The organism is Aeromonas sp. MR7, assembly GCF_963899385.1.
GTDB classification, from domain to species: domain Bacteria; phylum Pseudomonadota; class Gammaproteobacteria; order Enterobacterales; family Aeromonadaceae; genus Aeromonas; species Aeromonas bestiarum.
In genome coordinates this window covers 1-18431 of the sequence record NZ_CAWQXH010000002.1, presented here as the reverse complement: position 1 = coordinate 18431, position 18431 = coordinate 1, and the positions used below count along the sequence as shown (strand labels likewise).

At 54.6% G+C, this 18431-nt stretch carries 32 protein-coding genes; 30 read left to right on the top strand and 2 right to left on the bottom strand.

Translation table 11 applies throughout. From position 1 onward, the window contains the following. Positions 1-128: 128 nt before the first annotated feature. Positions 129-602: a transcription elongation factor GreB gene (greB, locus tag AACW87_RS00975; RefSeq protein WP_043136397.1), complete on the bottom strand. Its 474-nt coding sequence runs from the start codon at positions 600-602 to the stop codon at positions 129-131. Positions 603-825: 223 nt separating this feature from the next. On the opposite strand from greB, the gene ompR reads away from it, so the two are divergent. After that, complete coding sequence (gene ompR / locus AACW87_RS00970) at positions 826-1545, top strand: osmolarity response regulator transcription factor OmpR (protein ID WP_005319762.1); 720 nt, start codon at positions 826-828, stop codon at positions 1543-1545. After that, the gene (envZ, locus tag AACW87_RS00965; protein ID WP_172955230.1) at positions 1542-2852 is read left to right on the top strand and encodes a two-component system sensor histidine kinase EnvZ; all 1311 of its coding nucleotides are present in this window, start codon (positions 1542-1544) and stop codon (positions 2850-2852) included. The genes ompR and envZ overlap by 4 nt, the downstream gene beginning before the upstream one ends. Before the next feature lie 37 nt (positions 2853-2889). Here envZ and AACW87_RS00960 read toward each other — a convergent pair whose 3' ends face one another. Next, entirely contained in the window at positions 2890-3804 is a 915-nt protein-coding gene (locus AACW87_RS00960) for a DMT family transporter (protein ID WP_043136391.1), read from the bottom strand. A gap of 356 nt (positions 3805-4160) precedes the next feature. Here AACW87_RS00960 and rpsJ point away from each other — a divergent pair, with 356 nt between their 5' ends. From rpsJ to rplQ, 28 genes are all read left to right on the top strand, one after another. Beyond that, a complete protein-coding gene (gene rpsJ / locus AACW87_RS00955; protein ID WP_005307944.1) occupies positions 4161-4472 on the top strand; it encodes a 30S ribosomal protein S10 in 312 nt (103 codons plus the stop codon). 22 nt (positions 4473-4494) lie between these two features. Beyond that, positions 4495-5127 carry a 50S ribosomal protein L3 gene (gene rplC, locus AACW87_RS00950; RefSeq protein WP_005319753.1) on the top strand — a complete coding sequence of 211 codons (633 nt, stop codon included), beginning with the start codon at positions 4495-4497 and terminating at the stop codon, positions 5125-5127. Between the two features lie 17 nt (positions 5128-5144). Beyond that, the gene (gene rplD, locus AACW87_RS00945; RefSeq protein ID WP_005340616.1) at positions 5145-5750 is read left to right on the top strand and encodes a 50S ribosomal protein L4; all 606 of its coding nucleotides are present in this window, start codon (positions 5145-5147) and stop codon (positions 5748-5750) included. Next, positions 5747-6049 (top strand): 50S ribosomal protein L23, encoded by a 303-nt coding sequence (rplW, locus tag AACW87_RS00940; protein WP_042019359.1) that lies wholly within the window; start codon positions 5747-5749, stop codon positions 6047-6049. The genes rplD and rplW overlap by 4 nt, the downstream gene beginning before the upstream one ends. 15 nt (positions 6050-6064) lie before the next feature. Next, positions 6065-6886, top strand: a complete 822-nt coding sequence (gene rplB, locus AACW87_RS00935; RefSeq protein WP_005319743.1) for a 50S ribosomal protein L2 — start codon at positions 6065-6067, stop codon at positions 6884-6886. A gap of 22 nt (positions 6887-6908) precedes the next feature. Next, on the top strand, positions 6909-7187 hold the full coding sequence (rpsS, locus tag AACW87_RS00930) for a 30S ribosomal protein S19 (protein ID WP_005307960.1): 279 nt from the start codon (positions 6909-6911) through the stop codon (positions 7185-7187). Between the two features lie 10 nt (positions 7188-7197). Then, complete coding sequence (gene rplV / locus AACW87_RS00925) at positions 7198-7542, top strand: 50S ribosomal protein L22 (protein WP_033130007.1); 345 nt, start codon at positions 7198-7200, stop codon at positions 7540-7542. A 3-nt stretch (positions 7543-7545) separates the two neighbouring features. Next, entirely contained in the window at positions 7546-8259 is a 714-nt protein-coding gene (rpsC, locus tag AACW87_RS00920; RefSeq protein WP_033130008.1) for a 30S ribosomal protein S3, read from the top strand. Positions 8260-8271: 12 nt separating this feature from the next. Continuing rightward, on the top strand, positions 8272-8685 hold the full coding sequence (gene rplP, locus AACW87_RS00915; RefSeq protein WP_005340612.1) for a 50S ribosomal protein L16: 414 nt from the start codon (positions 8272-8274) through the stop codon (positions 8683-8685). Then, entirely contained in the window at positions 8685-8876 is a 192-nt protein-coding gene (gene rpmC, locus AACW87_RS00910) for a 50S ribosomal protein L29 (RefSeq protein ID WP_005319733.1), read from the top strand. The genes rplP and rpmC overlap by 1 nt, the downstream gene beginning before the upstream one ends. Beyond that, positions 8876-9124: a 30S ribosomal protein S17 gene (gene rpsQ, locus AACW87_RS00905; protein WP_005319730.1), complete on the top strand. Its 249-nt coding sequence runs from the start codon at positions 8876-8878 to the stop codon at positions 9122-9124. Before rpmC ends, rpsQ begins: the two co-directional genes overlap by 1 nt. A gap of 147 nt (positions 9125-9271) precedes the next feature. After that, positions 9272-9640, top strand: coding sequence for a 50S ribosomal protein L14 (gene rplN / locus AACW87_RS00900; protein ID WP_005307975.1), 369 nt, complete (start codon positions 9272-9274; stop codon positions 9638-9640). An 11-nt stretch (positions 9641-9651) separates the two neighbouring features. Continuing rightward, the gene (gene rplX / locus AACW87_RS00895; protein ID WP_042033862.1) at positions 9652-9969 is read left to right on the top strand and encodes a 50S ribosomal protein L24; all 318 of its coding nucleotides are present in this window, start codon (positions 9652-9654) and stop codon (positions 9967-9969) included. A 13-nt stretch (positions 9970-9982) separates the two neighbouring features. Beyond that, entirely contained in the window at positions 9983-10522 is a 540-nt protein-coding gene (gene rplE, locus AACW87_RS00890) for a 50S ribosomal protein L5 (RefSeq protein WP_005319725.1), read from the top strand. Between the two features lie 10 nt (positions 10523-10532). After that, positions 10533-10838 (top strand): 30S ribosomal protein S14, encoded by a 306-nt coding sequence (gene rpsN, locus AACW87_RS00885; protein ID WP_005319722.1) that lies wholly within the window; start codon positions 10533-10535, stop codon positions 10836-10838. Between the two features lie 19 nt (positions 10839-10857). After that, positions 10858-11250, top strand: coding sequence for a 30S ribosomal protein S8 (gene rpsH, locus AACW87_RS00880; protein ID WP_005307980.1), 393 nt, complete (start codon positions 10858-10860; stop codon positions 11248-11250). 13 nt (positions 11251-11263) lie between these two features. Next, positions 11264-11797 carry a 50S ribosomal protein L6 gene (gene rplF, locus AACW87_RS00875; RefSeq protein WP_005319720.1) on the top strand — a complete coding sequence of 178 codons (534 nt, stop codon included), beginning with the start codon at positions 11264-11266 and terminating at the stop codon, positions 11795-11797. Positions 11798-11806: 9 nt separating this feature from the next. Next, complete coding sequence (gene rplR / locus AACW87_RS00870) at positions 11807-12160, top strand: 50S ribosomal protein L18 (RefSeq protein WP_005319717.1); 354 nt, start codon at positions 11807-11809, stop codon at positions 12158-12160. A gap of 14 nt (positions 12161-12174) precedes the next feature. Then, the gene (gene rpsE / locus AACW87_RS00865; RefSeq protein WP_042010196.1) at positions 12175-12675 is read left to right on the top strand and encodes a 30S ribosomal protein S5; all 501 of its coding nucleotides are present in this window, start codon (positions 12175-12177) and stop codon (positions 12673-12675) included. A 6-nt stretch (positions 12676-12681) separates the two neighbouring features. Then, positions 12682-12861, top strand: a complete 180-nt coding sequence (gene rpmD, locus AACW87_RS00860; protein ID WP_005307985.1) for a 50S ribosomal protein L30 — start codon at positions 12682-12684, stop codon at positions 12859-12861. A 2-nt stretch (positions 12862-12863) separates the two neighbouring features. Continuing rightward, positions 12864-13301: a 50S ribosomal protein L15 gene (gene rplO, locus AACW87_RS00855; RefSeq protein WP_005319708.1), complete on the top strand. Its 438-nt coding sequence runs from the start codon at positions 12864-12866 to the stop codon at positions 13299-13301. Between the two features lie 8 nt (positions 13302-13309). Beyond that, entirely contained in the window at positions 13310-14638 is a 1329-nt protein-coding gene (gene secY / locus AACW87_RS00850) for a preprotein translocase subunit SecY (protein ID WP_010672567.1), read from the top strand. 27 nt (positions 14639-14665) lie between these two features. Further along, complete coding sequence (gene rpmJ, locus AACW87_RS00845) at positions 14666-14779, top strand: 50S ribosomal protein L36 (RefSeq protein WP_005319705.1); 114 nt, start codon at positions 14666-14668, stop codon at positions 14777-14779. Positions 14780-14918: 139 nt separating this feature from the next. Further along, complete coding sequence (gene rpsM / locus AACW87_RS00840) at positions 14919-15275, top strand: 30S ribosomal protein S13 (protein ID WP_005307991.1); 357 nt, start codon at positions 14919-14921, stop codon at positions 15273-15275. Between the two features lie 14 nt (positions 15276-15289). Beyond that, complete coding sequence (gene rpsK, locus AACW87_RS00835) at positions 15290-15679, top strand: 30S ribosomal protein S11 (protein ID WP_005319702.1); 390 nt, start codon at positions 15290-15292, stop codon at positions 15677-15679. A gap of 39 nt (positions 15680-15718) precedes the next feature. Beyond that, positions 15719-16339: a 30S ribosomal protein S4 gene (rpsD, locus tag AACW87_RS00830; RefSeq protein ID WP_005340600.1), complete on the top strand. Its 621-nt coding sequence runs from the start codon at positions 15719-15721 to the stop codon at positions 16337-16339. Positions 16340-16364: 25 nt separating this feature from the next. After that, positions 16365-17354: a DNA-directed RNA polymerase subunit alpha gene (locus tag AACW87_RS00825; RefSeq protein WP_005307997.1), complete on the top strand. Its 990-nt coding sequence runs from the start codon at positions 16365-16367 to the stop codon at positions 17352-17354. Positions 17355-17397: 43 nt separating this feature from the next. Then, positions 17398-17781: a 50S ribosomal protein L17 gene (gene rplQ, locus AACW87_RS00820; RefSeq protein WP_005307999.1), complete on the top strand. Its 384-nt coding sequence runs from the start codon at positions 17398-17400 to the stop codon at positions 17779-17781. The last annotated feature ends 650 nt before the right edge of the window (positions 17782-18431 follow it).

Below are 18431 nucleotides of genomic sequence, written 5' to 3'. Positions count from 1 at the left end.
CATGGCTGTCGGGCCGAATGGCGGGAGAGGGGTTGGCCGCCCAGATACTTGTCATGGGGGTTCTTTGCTTGGACGGGCTGGGCATCAGCCCTTGCCCATGGCGGGGAGGCGAGCGCTTCCCGCCACCGTCACTTCGGATAACTGATCTCGTTGACATACCAACAGACGTCACCGACTGGCGTAGGCACTATGGCCTCATCCCCGACCTCCTTCTTGAGCAGGGCGCGGGCCATGGGGGAGTCGATGGAGATGTAATCCTTGCGGCCGAAGATCTCGTCATAACCGACGATGCGAAAGCGCTTGGTCTCGCCCTCGTCGTTTTCCACCTCGACCCAGGCACCGAAGAACACCTTGCCCTCCTGGGCGGGGGCATAATCGACGATCCCCAGCTCCTCGAGGCATTTGCGCAGGTAGCGCACCCGCCTGTCGATCTCCCGCAACCGCTTCTTGTTGTACTGGTAATCGGCATTCTCGCTGCGATCGCCCAGGCTGGCGGCCCAGGCCACCTTGCGGGTGGTCTCGGGGCGCTCTTCGCGCCACAGGAAATCGAGCTCTTCTTTCAGCTTGTTGTAGCCTTCGCGGGTGATCAGCTTGGTCTTCATGGATTTCAAGTACCTGCGTCAATGTGGGCTGATGGGCCTCTGGTGGCTCGGCCGATCTTATCCGCTGTCGCCTCGCTGTCGAGCAAAACCTGCGTCGTCATGGGAGAGGGCGTGGGCCGGGGGGCGCAAGGCGGCCATGGGCAATAACCAGTAACATATTTATGCTTTGCCGTTGGGGGCCCGGGCTCTAGTATTGGCAGCATATCGAGAGGAGAGGCAAGCAATGAGTCAGCAATACAAGGTTCTGGTGGTCGACGATGATTTGAAATTGCGTTCCCTGCTGGAGCGCTATCTGACCGAACAGGGATTCGTGGTTCGTGGCGTCGCCAATGGTGAACAGGCGGATCGCCTGCTGACTCGTGAAAATTTCAGCCTGATGGTGCTGGACTTGATGCTGCCGGGGGAGGATGGCCTCTCCATCTGTCGCCGCCTGCGCGAGGCCGGCAACCAGATCCCGGTACTGATGCTCACCGCCAAGGGCGATGAGGTGGATCGCATCGTCGGGCTCGAGATGGGGGCTGACGATTATCTGCCCAAGCCGTTCAATCCGCGCGAACTGCTGGCGCGGATCCGCGCCGTGCTGCGCCGTCATACCGTCGAACTGCCCGGGGCTCCCTCGACCGCCGAGAAGATGGTGACCTTCGGCAGCTATCAGCTCAACCTGGCGACCCGCGAGCTGAGCCGTGATGGCGAGCCGGTAGCCCTGACCAGCGGCGAATTCGCCGTGCTCAAGGTACTGGTCAGCCATCCCCGCGAGCCCCTCTCCCGCGACAAGCTGATGAACCTGGCCAGAGGGCGCGAGTACACGGCGACCGAGCGCAGCATAGACGTGCAGGTTTCCCGTTTGCGCCGCCTGCTGGAGCAGGACCCGGCCCAGCCGCGTTACCTGCAGACCGTCTGGGGCCTGGGTTATGTGTTCGTGCCGGACGGTGATGGCGAATGAAGAAAGTGAGCAGCATGTTTTCCCGCATGCTCTGGTTTCTGGCCGCCGTCCTGGTGGTCTATCAGTTTGTCTCCTATGCCACCTTCTACAACTATCTGCTGGCGCCGACCGTCAAGCAGATCAGCCACCTGCTGGCCAATCAGGTCAAACTCATCTTTCCGGTCGAAAGCAACCAGCTGGCGCTGAGCGAGGATGCCGAGGCGCTGGTCTATGTGGCGACCGGCAGCGACATCTATACCCAGACAGAGGCGGAGCAGCACGGGCTCAATGACTCCAAGCCCTACACCTATCTGGAAGAGAGCATCAGCCGCGAGCTGGGGGGCAAGACCAAGGTGCGGGTCGAGATCCAGGATCACTACATCATCTGGATCCAGCCGCCCCAGGCCAATCAGGTGTGGGTTCGCATCCCGCTGACCGAGATCGAGGATGACGACATAGAGCCGCTGATCCTCTACATGAGCGTGCTGCTGGTGGTGACCCTGTTCGCGGCCTGGCGGTTTGCCCGCCAGCTGGTGCGTCCGCTGGAGGATCTGGAGGCCGGTGCCGTGGCCGTGGCCCGCGGCAACTTCCCCGACGCGCTGGGAGAGCAGGGCTCGCGGGAGGTACGCCGGTTGACCCGCACCTTCAACCACATGTCGAGCTCGATCAAGGGGCTGATCGAGGAGCGCAACCTGATGATGGCCGGGGTCTCCCACGATCTGCGTACCCCCTTGACCCGCATCCGGCTGGCGACCGAGATGATGTCGTCCGGGGATGAGTATCTCAAGGAGAGCATCAACGCGGACATTGACGAGTCCAACGGCATCATAGATCAGTTCATCGACTACATCCGGCCGGACGAGGGGCTGGATACCCAGCAAATCGACCTGACCCAGCTGATCCACGACGTGCTGCTGGTGCAGACCGATCAGGGGCTGGAGGTGGATCTCGAATTGCCGGAAGAGGCGGTGCGGGTGGCCTGCAATCCCATCAGCATCCGGCGCATCCTCAACAACCTGTCGGGCAACTCGTTGCGCTATGGCGCGAGCCGCCTGCATGCAGAGCTGAAGGATGATGGCCACTGGGTGCGGCTGCGGCTGTCAGACAACGGCCCCGGCATCCCGGAGCAGGATTATTACCGGGTGCTCAAGCCCTTTACTCAGGGCAACGAGGCCCGCACCGGCAGCGGCAGCGGCCTGGGGCTGGCCATAGTCGCCAAGATTGTCTCCCAGCACCATGGCACCATACGGCTGGGGAGTTCGGAACTGGGGGGCTTGCTGGTGGAGATCCGGTTACCCAAGAACCAACCACTGGAGTGGATGGATTGAGAGAAGGGCGTATCCGTGGATACGCCCTTCTGCATTGTCAGGCTTGCGGCTCGGCGCTCTTGCGGTAGCGCTTGCCGTATTTGAGCTGCTGGATCAGCAGGGCGGCCACGATCAGCCCGAGCCCTATGGGAGTGGCCGGGTGTATGGCTTCGCCGATCAGCAGGTTGAGCAGTACCAGGGAGGCAAACGGCGAGATGAAGATGAGGTTGCTGATGGGGGCCGTGTTGGTGGCGTGGCGCAGGGCCATCAGCCAGAGCACGAAGCCGAAACCCATCTCGAACAGGCCCACATAGATGGCGCCGGCCCAGCCTTGCCAGGCGGTCATGGCAAAATCGGAGAGCAGCCAGGTCGCCGCGACGATGAAAGGCAGGCTGATGATGAAGCCGAGCAGCAGGCTGACGATGGGGTCCCCCTGATTGCGGGTGTTGAGGATCCAGTAACTGGCCCAGATAAGGGTCGATACAAGCGCCAGGGTCACCCCGAGCGGGCTGTCGAACTGCAGGCCGAATACATCCCCCTTGGTGGCGATCACCAGGGCCCCAAAGTAGCCCAGTACTATGGCGACGCCGTCGCGGCGGCGCAGCTTCTGGCCGAGAAAGGGAACGGCCAGCAGGCTGAGGGTGATGGCCCAGGTGTAGTTGAGGGTCTGCGCCTGTTGCGCGGGCAGCAGGTCATAGGCCTTGAACAGCAGCAGGTAATAGAGGAAGGGATTCAATACCCCCAGCGCCAGGTAATATAGGGGGCGGGCCTTGAGGTAACTCAGCAGCAGTGCCAGCTTGCCCTGTTTGGCAACGATAGCGCCGAGAGTCAGGGTCGAGGTGAAGGCGGCCACAAGCAGCAGCTGTACAGGCTCGAAGTAGGCGAGGGAAATCTTGAAGGCGGTGGCGACCGTCGACCAGAGGGCAACGGCGCAGAGTCCATACTGATAGGCTTTCTTTTGATCTTTGAGCATAGAATGTCGTTCCACTGACGGAGGCTGGCGCACAGTCTACCAGCCTGTTTGTAACATTGTCGTCACCCCCGGTTGGCGGGGAATGGCGTCACCGCCGGCGAGATCCATCTGTCACATAAAACTGCGCACAATCTGTTCGCTCTCCCTTGCGCAAATTTGAAAAATCCGTATAATCCCCTCCGCTTACCCATGAGGTAAGCCAGACGATATGTCTGCTGCTGAGTTGTTCGTTTACGGACAGCCAGCCATACAGTCCTCCCGATATGGGGGGAAACGTGAAAAATCACACCTCTGGCGGGATCACTCCCGGTCGGGCGGTGTTGGTTTATGTTCTTTTATCTATTGGAGCTCTGTCAATGCAGAACCAAAGAATCCGTATTCGCCTGAAGGCTTTTGATCATCGCCTGATTGATCAATCCACAGCGGAAATCGTTGAAACTGCAAAGCGCACCGGCGCGCAGGTTCGCGGTCCTATCCCGCTGCCGACTCGCAAAGAGCGCTTCACCGTCCTGATCTCCCCGCACGTCAACAAAGATGCGCGTGATCAGTACGAGATCCGCACTCACAAGCGTCTGGTAGACATCGTTGAACCGACTGACAAGACCGTTGACGCTCTGATGCGTCTGGATCTGGCAGCTGGTGTAGACGTCCAGATCAGCCTGGGTTAATTACGGAAAGAGGTTGATAACAATGACAATCGGTCTTGTAGGTCGCAAAGTGGGTATGACTCGCATCTTCACTGAAGATGGCGTTTCTATCCCGGTGACTGTTATCGAAGTTGAAGCTAACCGTGTAACTCAGGTCAAATCTGTAGAAACCGACGGCTACAACGCTATTCAGGTTACCACTGGCGCCAAAAAAGCCAGCCGTGTGACCAAGCCGGAAGCTGGCCACTTCGCCAAAGCTGGTGTAGAAGCCGGCCGCGGTCTGTGGGAATTCCGCTTGAACAACGGTGAAACTTTCACTGTTGGTAGCGAGCTGAAAGTAGATCTTCTCGCTGACGTTAAGATGGTAGACGTTACCGGCACATCCAAAGGTAAAGGTTTTGCGGGCACTGTAAAGCGCCACAACTTCCGTACCCAGGATATGACCCACGGTAACTCCTTGTCTCACCGCGCTCCGGGTTCTATCGGTCAGAACCAGACTCCGGGTCGTGTATTCAAGGGCAAAAAGATGGCTGGTCACATGGGTGCTGAGCGTGTAACGACTCAGAACCTGGAACTGGTTCGTGTTGACGCTGAACGTAACCTGCTGCTCATCAAAGGTGCAGTCCCAGGTGCAACCAACGGCAACGTGATCGTCAAACCTGCCGTCAAAGCGTAACGTCTGAGGAGATAGTAATGGAATTGGTAATGAAAGACGCCAAGAGCGCTCTTGAAGTTTCCGAGACTACCTTCGGGCGCGAATTCAACGAAGCTCTGGTTCACCAGGTCGTCGTTGCATATGCCGCAGGTGCCCGTCAGGGTACTCGCGCGCAGCTGACTCGCTCTGAAGTGTCTGGTGGCGGCAAAAAGCCGTGGCGTCAGAAGGGTACTGGTCGTGCCCGTGCTGGCTCCATCCGTTCGCCCATTTGGCGTTCCGGTGGTGTGACTTTTGCTGCTAAGCCGCAAGATCACAGCCAAAAAGTAAACAAGAAGATGTACCGCGGCGCTATCCGTAGCATCCTGTCCGAGCTGGTACGTCAAGAGCGCCTGATCGTTGTCGAGAAATTCGGCATCGAAGCGCCGAAGACCAAAGAACTGATCGCCAAGCTGAAAGAGATGGAACTGACTGACGTTCTGATCGTGACAGCTGAAGTCGATGAGAACCTGTTCCTGGCTGCTCGCAACCTGTACAAAGTTGACGTGCGTGACGTTGCCGGTATCGACCCGGTCAGCCTGATCGCTTTCGACAAGGTTCTGATGACTGCTGATGCAGTTAAGCAAATCGAGGAGATGCTGGCATGATCCGCGAAGAGCGTCTGTTGAAAGTTCTGAAGGCTCCGCATATCTCTGAAAAGAGCACCATGGTCGCCGAGAAGCAGAACACTATCGTGTTCAAAATTGCTGTCGACGCCACCAAGGCGGAAGTCAAAGCTGCAGTTGCGAAACTGTTCGAGGTCGAAGTTGAGACCGTCCGTACCCTGAACATGAAGGGTAAAACCAAGCGCGCAGGTGCACGCGTAGGCCGTCGTTCCGATTGGAAAAAGGCTTATGTGACCCTGAAAGCTGGTCAGGACATCGACTTCATGGGCGCAGCCGAGTAAGAGGAGTTCTGAAAAATGGCAATCGTTAAGTGCAAGCCTACTTCTCCGGGCCGCCGCCACGTCGTTAAGATCGTCAATCAAGAGCTGTACAAGGGTAAGCCCTTTGCCGCTCTGCTGGACAGCAAGAGCAAGTCCGGTGGTCGTAACAACAACGGTCGTATCACTACCCGTCATATCGGTGGTGGTCACAAGCAGCATTACCGTATCGTCGACTTCAAGCGCGACAAAGACGGTATCCCGGCCAAAGTAGAGCGCCTGGAATACGATCCTAACCGTACCGCTAACATCGCTCTGGTGTTGTATGCAGACGGTGAGCGTCGTTACATCCTGGCTCCGAAAGGCCTGAAAGCTGGTGACGCTATCGCTTCTGGTGCTGATGCCGCAATCAAGGTAGGTAACACCCTGCCGATGCGCAACATCCCGGTCGGTTCGACTGTTCACGCCGTTGAGATGAAACCTGGTAAAGGTGCCCAGCTGGCTCGTTCCGCTGGTACTTTCATCCAGATCCTGGCTCGTGAAGGTAACTATGTAACTCTGCGTCTGCGTTCCGGCGAAGTACGTAAAGTTCTGGCCGAGTGCCGTGCCACCATAGGTGAAGTCGGTAACTCCGAGCACATGTTGCGTCAACTGGGTAAAGCCGGTGCCAACCGCTGGCGTGGTATTCGTCCGACCGTTCGCGGTATGGCGATGAACCCGGTCGACCACCCGCACGGTGGTGGTGAGGGTCGTAACAAGGGCATGCAGCCTGTGTCCCCATGGGGCCAGAAGGCTAAAGGCTTCAAGACCCGTAAGAACAAGCGTACCGACAAGTACATCGTACGTCGTCGTAACAAGTAATTGTTAACATAGAGGAATCACCATGCCACGTTCTCTCAAGAAGGGTCCATTTATTGACCTGCACTTGCTGAAGAAGGTAGAGAAAGCGGTGGAAAGCGGGGATAAAAAGCCGGTTAAGACCTGGTCCCGTCGTTCAATGATCATCCCGAACATGATCGGTTTGACCATCGCTGTCCATAATGGTCGTCAGCACGTTCCGGTTTTCGTTACCGAAGAAATGATCGGTCACAAACTGGGTGAATTCGCACCGACTCGTACTTATCGCGGCCATGCTGCTGATAAGAAGGCTAAGAAGCGCTAAGGGATAAATGATGGAAGCTATCGCTAAACACCGTTATGCCCGTACTTCTGCCCAGAAAGCTCGTCTGGTAGCCGATCAAGTACGTGGTCTGTCCGTAGACAAGGCTCTGAATCTCCTGACCTTCAGCCCGAAAAAGGCTGCTGTGCTGGTTAAGAAAGTGCTGGAATCTGCCATTGCAAACGCTGAGCACAACGAAGGCGCCGACATCGACGCCCTGCGTGTTGCTACTATCATGGTCGACGAAGGTCCCTCCATGAAGCGCATCCGTCCGCGTGCCAAAGGTCGTGCGGATCGTATCCTCAAGCGTACCGCTCACATCACTGTAGTGGTATCCGACGCTAAGGCTGGGAGATAAGCAATGGGTCAGAAAGTACATCCTAATGGCATTCGCCTGGGTATTACCAAGCCTTGGAATTCTACCTGGTTCGCGAACACCAAAGACTTCGCTGACAACCTGTACAGCGATTTTCAAGTACGCCAGTTCCTGACCAAGGAGCTGAAAAACGCTTCCTTGTCCAAGATCACCATCGAGCGTCCGGCCAAGAGCATCCGTGTGACCATTCACACCGCTCGTCCGGGTGTCGTGATCGGCAAGAAAGGCGAAGACGTTGAGAAACTGCGCAAAGCCGTCGCCGTAATTGCTGGCGTGCCTGCTCAGATCAACATTTCCGAAGTCCGCAAGCCGGAGCTGGATGGCAAACTCGTTGCCGACAGCATCACTTCCCAGCTGGAACGTCGCGTTATGTTCCGTCGTGCTATGAAGCGCGCCGTACAAAACGCCATGCGCCTGGGTGCCAAGGGCATCAAAGTGGAAGTGTCCGGTCGTCTGGGCGGCGCTGAAATCGCGCGTACCGAATGGTACCGTGAAGGTCGTGTGCCTTTGCACACCCTGCGTGCCGACATCGACTACGCAACTTCTGAAGCCCACACCACTTACGGTGTGATCGGCGTCAAAGTTTGGATCTTCAAGGGCGAAGTTCTGGGCGGTCTGGCTGCAGTCAATGCTGCCGCTGCTCAAGAGCAAGCTCCTGCAAAGCCCAAGCGTGACAACAAGCGCCGCGCTGCTAAGTAAGGAGATCGGTAAATGTTGCAACCTAAGCGTACTAAATTCCGCAAGACCCATAAGGGTCGTAACCGCGGTCTGGCCACCTCTGGTAACGAAGTATCCTTCGGTACCTTTGGCCTGAAGGCGACATCTCGTGGCCAACTGACTGCTCGTCAAATCGAAGCAGCCCGTCGTGCCATGACCCGTCACGTTAAGCGTCAAGGTAAGATCTGGATCCGTGTATTCCCGGACAAGCCCATCACCGAAAAGCCCCTCGAAGTTCGTATGGGTAAAGGTAAGGGTAACGTGGAATATTGGGTTTGCCCGATCCAGCCTGGCAAGGTTCTGTACGAGATGGACGGTGTACCTGAGGCTCTGGCGCGTGAAGCGTTTGCCCTGGCCGCAGCTAAGCTGTCTGTTCAGACCACTTTCGTAATTAAGACGGTGATGTGATGAAAGCCCAAGATCTGCGTCAAAAGAGCGTCGATGAACTGAACCAGGAGCTGCTGGGCCTGCTGCGTGAGCAATTCAACATGCGCATGCAAGCGTCCACCGGCCAGCTGGCTCAGACTCACACTCTGAAACAAGTGCGTCGTGACGTCGCACGTATCAAGACTGTACTGACTGAGAAGGCAGGTGCGTAATGACTGACAAGATCCGTACTCTGCAAGGTCGTGTAATTAGCGACAAGATGGAGAAATCCATCACTGTTGCTATCGAGCGCAAGGTAAAGCACCCGATCTACGGTAAGATCATCAAGCGCACTACCAAGCTGCACGTACATGATGAGAACAACGAGTGTAAAGCTGGCGATCTCGTGGAAATCCGCGAGTGCCGCCCGCTGTCCAAGACCAAGTCCTGGACCCTGGTTGCGATCTTAGAAAAGGCCTAATCGGTACTTTTTAGCCCAAACGGCCCCTTAGCGGGGCCGTTTGTTTTTTAGGCTACCTTTTCTAAAAATCCTGTGTTATAGTTTCGCGCCTTTTGAAGGCAGCCAGATCCCGAGAGGGATAAGAAGTAAACAAAGCGGAGCACTAAAATGATCCAGATGCAAAGTATGCTGGGCGTAGCCGACAACTCCGGCGCTCGCAGTGTAATGTGTATTAAGGTTCTGGGTGGCTCGCACCGCCGTTACGCCGGCATCGGCGACATCATCAAAGTTTCCATTAAGGAAGCCATTCCTCGCGGTAAAGTGAAGAAAGGTGATGTGTATAACGCGGTGGTCGTACGCACCCGTAAAGGCGTTCGTCGTCCGGACGGCTCAGTCATCCGTTTCGACAACAATGCGGCTGTGTTGCTTAACAACAACCAACAGCCAATCGGTACTCGTATTTTTGGCCCGGTGACCCGTGAACTCCGTAATGAGAAGTTCATGAAGATTGTGTCCCTGGCACCCGAAGTACTGTAAGGAGTCGAACGATGGCAGCTAAAATCCGTCGCGAAGACGAAGTGATTGTTCTTACCGGCAAAGACAAGGGCAAGCGTGGCAAAGTCACTCAAGTCCTGGTAAGCGAAGGTAAGGTATACGTTGAAGGCATCAACCTGGTGAAGAAACACCAAAAGCCGGTACCCGCACTGGGTCAGGCTGGCGGTATCATCAGCAAAGAAGCCCCAATGGACGTTTCTAACGTAGCGCTGTTCAACTCTGCCGCTGGCAAGGCTGATCGCGTTGGTTTCCGGATTGAAGACGGCAAAAAAGTTCGTTTCTTCAAATCCACCGGCGAACTTGTGAAGTAATTGGAGTTTAACGATGGCGAAACTGCATGATTACTACAAATCCGATGTAGTAAATGAACTGGCCAAACAGTTCGGTTACAAGACTATCATGCAAGTCCCTCGGATCGAGAAAATCACCCTGAACATGGGTGTTGGTGAAGCTATCTCTGACAAAAAGCTGTTGGAAAATGCCGCTGCCGATATGGCTGCCATTTCCGGTCAGAAGCCGCTGATCACCAAAGCTCGCAAATCTGTTGCGGGCTTCAAGATTCGTGAAGGCTACCCGATAGGTTGTAAAGTAACCCTGCGTGGCGAGCGTATGTGGGAGTTCCTGGAACGGCTGATTTGCATCTCCGTACCGCGTATCCGTGACTTCCGTGGCCTGAACGCTAAAGCGTTCGACGGTCGTGGTAACTACTCCATGGGCGTGCGTGAGCAAATCATCTTCCCGGAAATCGACTATGACAAAGTCGATCGCGTTCGTGGTCTGGATATCACCATCACCACTTCCGCGAATACCGATGAAGAAGGCCGTGCTCTGCTGGCTGCCTTTAACTTCCCATTCCGCAAGTAAGGTTAGGGTTATGGCTAAAACATCCATGAAAGCACGTGAAGCAAAGCGTGCGAAGCTGGTAGCCAAGTTCGCGACCAAGCGAACCGAGCTGAAAGCTATCATCGTTGATATGAACGCTTCTGAAGAAGCGCGTTGGGATGCTGTCTTGCAACTGCAACAGCTGCCCCGTGATTCCAGTCCGTCCCGCCAGCGTAACCGTTGCAATATTACTGGTCGTCCGCACGGTTTCCTGCGCAAGTTTGGCCTGTCCCGCATCAAGGTGCGTGAGCATGCCATGAAGGGCGAAATTCCAGGCCTCAAAAAGGCCTCTTGGTAAGAATCTCGGGAGTTAGACTATGAGCATGCAAGATCCGATCGCGGATATGCTGACCCGCATCCGTAACGGTCAGGCGGCGAGCAAAGTTGCGGTTTCCATGCCTTCTTCCAAGCTGAAAGTGGCAATTGCCAAAGTGCTGAAAGAAGAAGGTTACATCGCTGGCTACTCCGTAGCGGGTGATGTGAAGCCTGAACTGGAAATTGAACTGAAATATTTCCAGGGCAAGCCGGTTGTAGAACTGATCCAACGCGTGAGCCGTCCCGGCCTGCGTATTTACAAGCGCACTACTGATCTGCCGAAAGTTATGGGCGGTCTCGGTGTTGCTATCGTGTCCACGTCTAAAGGTGTGATGACCGACCGTGCTGCCCGCAAGGCAAGCATGGGCGGTGAGATCATCTGCTACGTCGCTTAATAGGAGGTCGGAAATGTCTCGCGTTGCTAAGGCACCCGTCACTATTCCTGCTGGCGTAGAGGTGACTCTGAACGGTCAGGAACTGTCCATCAAAGGTGGTAAAGGTTCTCTGGTTCGTTCCATCCACGCCGGTGTAGAAGTGACCAAAGAAGACAATGTACTGAAGTTCGCCCCGCGCGACGGCATCGCTGGTGCTGACGCTCAGGCCGGTACTGCACGTGCATTGGCTAACAACATGGTAATCGGTGTTACCCAAGGCTTCGAGCGTAAGCTGCAGCTGGTTGGTGTAGGTTACAAAGCCTCCATCAAGGGCAATGCTGTCGCGCTGGCCCTGGGCTTCTCTCACCCGGTAGAGCATGCGCTGCCGGCTGGTGTCACCGCTGAATGCCCGACCGCTACAGAGATCGTTCTGCGTGGTGTGGACAAGCAGCTGGTTGGCCAAGTCGCCGCCGATATCCGTTCTTACCGCGCTCCGGAGCCCTACAAGGGCAAGGGTGTACGCTATGCCAACGAGCAAGTGCGTACTAAAGAAGCTAAGAAGAAGTAAGGTAACACTATGGACAAGAAAGCAGCTCGTCTCCGTCGTGCTACTCGTGCTCGGAAGAAGATGCAGGAACTGGGAGCTACCCGTCTGGTTGTTCACCGTACCCCGCGTCATATCTACGCGCAGGTTATCGCAGCCAACGGTTCCGAAGTTCTGGCCTCTGCTTCTACAGTAGAGAAAGCCATCAGTGAAGCGCTTAAATACTCCGGTAATGCTGATGCAGCTACCGCAGTAGGTAAAGCAATCGCTGAGCGTGCTATTGCCAAAGGCGTTCAGAACGTATCTTTCGATCGTTCCGGTTTCAAGTATCACGGTCGTGTAGCCGCTCTGGCTACCGCTGCTCGTGACGCTGGTCTTCAGTTCTAAGCTAGGAGTCGAAGATGGCTAAAGTCGAATCTCAAGCCGGCGAACTGCAAGAAAAGCTGATTGCAGTAAACCGTGTTTCGAAAACTGTTAAAGGTGGTCGTATCATGTCCTTCACCGCGTTGACCGTGGTGGGTGATGGTAACGGCCGTGTAGGTTACGGTTACGGTAAGGCCCGTGAAGTTCCGGCCGCTATTCAAAAAGCGATGGAACAGGCTAAACGTAACCTGAGCAAGGTAGAACTGAACAATGGCACTCTGCACCACCCGGTGCGCGGTGTTCACTCCGGTTCCACCGTGTTCATGAAGCCGGCCTCACAAGGTACTGGTATCATTGCAGGCGGCGCCATGCGTGCTGTTCTGGAAGTTGCTGGTATCCACAACGTGCTGGCCAAGACCTACGGTTCCACCAACCCAATCAACGTTGTTCGCGCAACTGTCGACGCTCTGGTACAGGGTCAATCCCCGGCCCAGATCGCTGCCAAGCGTGGTCTGCGCGTTGAAGAAATTCTGGGGTAATGCGACATGGCTAACACTGTAAAAGTAACTCAAACTCGCAGCTCTATCGGCCGTCTGCCAAAGCACAAGGCGACTCTGCGTGGTCTGGGTCTGCGTCGCATTGGTCACACCGTTGAGCTGGAAGATACTCCCTGCGTACGCGGTATGATCAACCAGGTTTATTACATGGTTAAGGTGGAGGGCTAAGCATGCGTCTGAATACTCTGTCTCCGGCCGCTGGTTCCAAGCCTGAAAAACAACGTCGTGGTCGTGGTATCGGCTCCGGCCTGGGCAAGACTGGTGGTCGTGGTGTGAAAGGTCAAACCTCTCGTTCCGGTGGCGGTAAAGTCCGCGCTGGTTTCGAAGGCGGCCAGATGCCTTTGAAAATCCGTCTGCCGAAGTTCGGTTTCTTCTCTCGCAAATCTTTGGTTTCTGCCGAAGTGCGTCTGAACGAAATCGCCATGGTAGAAGGTGATGTGGTCGATCTGAGCACTCTGAAGCAAGCCGGTGTTGTTACTAAGAACATCGTTTTCGCTAAAGTTGTTCTGTCTGGCAACATTGACCGTGCTGTGACCGTTCGTGGTGTGTCCGTCACCAAAGGTGCACGTGCAGCCATCGAGGCCGCTGGCGGTAAAATCGAGGAATAATCAGTACAATGGCTAAGAAACCAGGATTGGATGTTAAAGCACAGGGTGGTCTGAGTGAACTGAAGAGCCGTCTGCTCTTCGTTCTCGGGGCGATTATCGTTTTCCGTGCAGGCTCTTATGTGCCGATTCCTGGTATTGACGCCGCCGTACTGGCCGAGTTGTTCCAACAACAGAAGGGCACCATCATTGAGATGTTCAACATGTTCAGTGGTGGTGCACTCTCGCGTGCTTCTATTCTTGCGCTGGGGATCATGCCGTACATTTCGGCGTCGATCATTATCCAGCTGCTGACTGTGGTTCACCCCGCTCTTGCTGAACTCAAGAAAGAAGGTGAATCCGGCCGTCGCAAGATTAGCCAATATACCCGTTGGGGCACGCTGGTTTTGGGAACTTTCCAGGCCATTGGTATTGCAACCGGTCTGCCGAATATGATGCAGGGACTCGTGACTCATCCGGGTTTGGGCTTCTATTTCACGGCCGTTGTGAGTCTGGTCACCGGTACCATGTTTTTGATGTGGTTGGGTGAGCAGATTACCGAGCGTGGGATCGGTAATGGTATCTCGTTGATTATTTTCACGGGTATCGTTGCTGGTTTGCCGCATGCCATTGGTGCTACGGCCGAACAGGCACGTCAAGGGGAATTGCACATCCTGCTGTTGTTGTTGCTGGGCTTGATTGTTTTCGCAGTGACTTACTTTGTGGTGTTCGTGGAACGTGGTCAGCGTCGTATCGTCGTCAACTACGCCAAGCGTCAACAAGGCCGCCAGGTATTCGCCGCGCAAAGCACACACCTGCCGTTGAAAGTGAATATGGCCGGTGTGATTCCTGCGATTTTCGCATCCAGCATCATCCTCTTCCCAGGGACCATTACCTCTTGGTTTGGTCAGGGCGAGGGCAAGATCGCTGATATCCTGCAACAGGTCTCTATGGTCCTGCAGCCGGGTCAGCCCTTGTATGAGATGTTGTATGCAGCAGCCATTATCTTCTTCTGTTTCTTCTATACCGCGCTGGTGTTCAACCCCCGCGAGACAGCAGACAACCTGAAGAAGAGTGGAGCCTTTATCCCGGGGATCCGCCCGGGCGAGCAGACAGCACGTTACATCGATAAGGTTATGACTCGCCTGACATTGGCAGGTGCACTCTATATAACCTTTATCTGTCTGGTACCCCAGTTCTTGATGACTGCCTGGAACGTACAGTTCTACTTCGGTGGCACTTCGCTGCTGATTATCGTGGTAGTTATCATGGACTTCATGGCTCAGGTACAAACCCATATGATGTCTCATCAATATGGCGACGTCCTGAGGAAGGCCAACCTGAAGGGCTACGGCCGCTAAAGGTCGGCGTAGTTACGGAGTTAAGCAATGAAAGTTCGTGCTTCCGTTAAGGCAATCTGCCGTAACTGCAAAATCATCAAGCGTCACGGTGTGGTGCGTGTGATTTGCAGCGAGCCAAAGCATAAACAGCGCCAAGGCTAATTTTTTACGGTTAGTACTTGCAACAAATAGTTGTGCTGGCTAATATAGCCAGCCAACTTTTGTTGTGTATTGGTTGACCGCCACGTATCCGCTCACGGGCTTTGTGGTGGTCGTTATCTACGCTACGTAGGAGTGAACAGTGGCCCGTATCGCTGGCATTAACATTCCTGACCATAAGCATGCAGTCATTGCGTTGACTGCGATTTATGGCGTCGGTCGTACCCGCTCCAAGGCCATCTGTGCCGCAGCCGGTATTGCTGAGAATGTGAAAATTAAAGACTTGGACGAAGCTCAGATCGAAAGTCTGCGCGAGCAAGTAGGTAAATTCACCGTTGAAGGTGACTTGCGTCGTCAGATTTCCATGAACATCAAACGCTTGATGGATCTGGGTTGCTACCGTGGTTTGCGTCACCGTCGTAGCCTGCCTGTTCGTGGTCAACGTACCAAGACCAACGCTCGTACCCGTAAGGGTCCGCGCAAGGCTATCAAGAAGTAACGGGAAGGTAGAAAATGGCTAAAACTCCGACTCGTGCTCGCAAGCGCGTTAAAAAGCAAGTGAGCGACGGTATTGCGCACGTTCATGCATCTTTCAACAACACAATCGTGACCATTACTGACCGTCAGGGCAATGCTCTGTCATGGGCTACCTCCGGTGGTTCAGGTTTCCGTGGTTCCCGTAAGTCCACTCCGTTTGCTGCCCAGGTAGCTGCTGAGCGTGCTGGTGAGATCGCCAAAGAATACGGCGTGAAGAACCTGGAAGTCATGGTCAAAGGTCCGGGTCCCGGTCGTGAGTCTTCCATCCGCGCTCTGAACGCGGCTGGTTTCCGCATCACTAATATTACTGATGTGACTCCGATCCCGCACAACGGTTGTCGTCCTCCCAAGAAGCGCCGCGTATAACGCTGTAGCTACTTGGTCTAGGATTGTTGGAGAAAGAAGATGGCAAGATATATCGGTCCTAAGCTTAAGCTTAGCCGTCGTGAGGGCACCGACCTCTTCCTGAAGTCTGGTGTTCGTGCGATTGATTCTAAGTGCAAGATTGACACCGCCCCTGGTCAGCACGGTGCGCGTAAAGCGCGTCTGTCCGACTACGGTGTTCAGCTGCGCGAGAAACAAAAAGTTCGTCGTATCTACGGCGTATTGGAAAAACAGTTCCGCAACTACTACCGCGACGCTGCCCGTCAAAAGGGTAACACCGGTGAAAACCTGTTGCAGCTGCTGGAAGGTCGTTTGGACAACGTTGTTTACCGTATGGGCTTCGGCGCTACCCGTGCTGAATCTCGTCAGCTGGTGAGCCACAAAGCCATCATGGTAAACGGTCGCGTTGTGAACATTCCTTCTTTCCAGGTTTCCCCTGAGGACGTGATCTGCGTTCGTGAGAAGGCTAAGAAGCAAGCGCGTATCAAAGCTTCCCTGGAAGTTGCTGGTCAGCGTGAGAAGCCGACTTGGGTAGAGGTTGATGCCGCTAAAATGGAAGGTGCTTTCAAGCGTCTGCCAGAGCGTTCCGACCTGTCTGCCGACATTAACGAACAGCTGATCGTCGAGCTTTACTCCAAGTAAAGCTAGCTTCTAAAGAGAGGACACAATGCTGGGTTCTGTAACAGATTTTCTTAAACCGCGGCTAGTTGACATCGAGCAAGTTAGCCCGACTCATGCGAAAGTGACTCTTGAGCCACTCGAGCGTGGCTTTGGTCACACGCTGGGTAACGCCCTGCGTCGTATTTTGCTGTCATCTATGCCCGGTTGTGCAGTTACTGAAGTCGAAATTGACGGGGTACTGCATGAGTACAGCAGCAAAGAAGGTGTACAGGAAGACATTCTTGAAATCCTGCTCAACCTGAAAGGTATCGCTGTAAAGCTGGAAGGCAAGGACGAGGTAACTCTGTCCCTGACCAAGTCTGGAACAGGCCCCGTTACCGCTGGTGATATCACTCACGGTGATGAAGTCGAGATCGTAAACCCGGAGCACGTAATCTGCCACCTGACTGGTGCCAATGCTGAAATCAGCATGCGCCTGAAAGTTCAGCGCGGTCGTGGTTATGTGCCTGCTTCTGCTCGTGTTCACAACGATGATGAAGAGCGTCCGATTGGTCGCCTGCTGCTGGACTCCGCGTTCAGCCCCATCGTTCGTATTGCCTACAATGTTGAGGCAGCGCGTGTGGAACAGCGTACCGACTTGGACAAGCTGGTCATCGACATGGAGACCAATGGTACTCTGGATCCTGAAGAAGCCATCCGTCGTTCAGCCACTATTCTGGCCGAACAACTGGAAGCCTTCGTGGATCTGCGCGATGTCAGCGTGCCCGAGAAGAAAGAAGAGAAACCCGAGTTTGATCCGATTCTGCTGCGTCCTGTCGATGATTTGGAGCTGACAGTTCGTTCTGCGAACTGTCTGAAGGCAGAAGCTATCCACTATATTGGTGATCTGGTACAGCGTACCGAAGTTGAGTTGCTTAAGACTCCTAACCTCGGTAAGAAGTCCCTGACTGAGATCAAGGACGTGTTGGCCTCCCGTGGTCTGTCTCTTGGCATGCGCCTCGAGAATTGGCCGCCCGCCAGCATCGCTGACGAGTAATCCAGATTACGGGTTTCACAGATTTAGTTAGAAGGATAAGGTCATGCGCCATCGTTTGAGTGGTCGTCAACTGAACCGGAACAGCAGCCATCGTCAGGCTATGTTCCGCAACATGGCCAGCTCCCTGGTTCGTCATGAGATCATCAAGACGACTCTGCCTAAGGCAAAAGAGCTGCGTCGTGTCGTTGAACCGCTGATCACCCTTGCCAAGACTGATAGCGTTGCTAATCGTCGCCTGGCATTTGCCCGTACTCGCGATAACGCGATCGTGGCTAAGCTGTTCAATGAACTGGGCCCGCGCTACCTGGAGCGCGCCGGCGGTTATACTCGCATTCTGAAATGCGGTTTCCGTGCAGGCGACAACGCCCCTATGGCTTATATTGAGCTGGTAGACCGCCCGGCCGCTGCTGAAGCAGCTGCTGAGTGATAAAGAAAAAGCCGGGCTTGTCCCGGCTTTTCTTTTAATGGATTCTGATACTACCTCAACTGCCTCAACTGCCTCAACTGCCTCAACTGCCTCAACTGCCTCAACTGCCTCAACTGCCTCAACTGCCTCAACTGCCTTCTTATATAAGCTATTCGCCTATATGCATCGTTATGATGCTTCCCATACTTGGCATCAGGGTGTCGTGTCGAGACGGATGGCCTGTGTGTGAGATGTGCTGCGCTGCAAAGCAGAGAAAAATAGATGTTCTTAACCCTCCCAATGCTGGCTTCTGTGGATAAGTTTGTACAAAAGCTGTGGTTGGTTATGAATAACTAAATAAGTGCCGATTTTTGCAGTTTTATTGCATTGCGACCCTTGCCAACGCGATCAATCTCTCTATAATGCGCCACATCGACAGGGCAAGCGGCAACGCAAACAAGCCTGTCGGTGCCTCGAAAAAGCCTTTGAAAATAAGGCTTGACTCGAGAAGGCGGTTGAGTAGAATTCCACTCCCGCAGCAACAACACTGTTGCGTCGCTCTTTAACAATTTGAATCAAGCAATCTGTGTGGGCACTCACAGCATCGAACATCAAACAATTTTGTTGATTTTCAATGTCTGGTGAAGTGACCAAAACGACTTGTTAGCAAT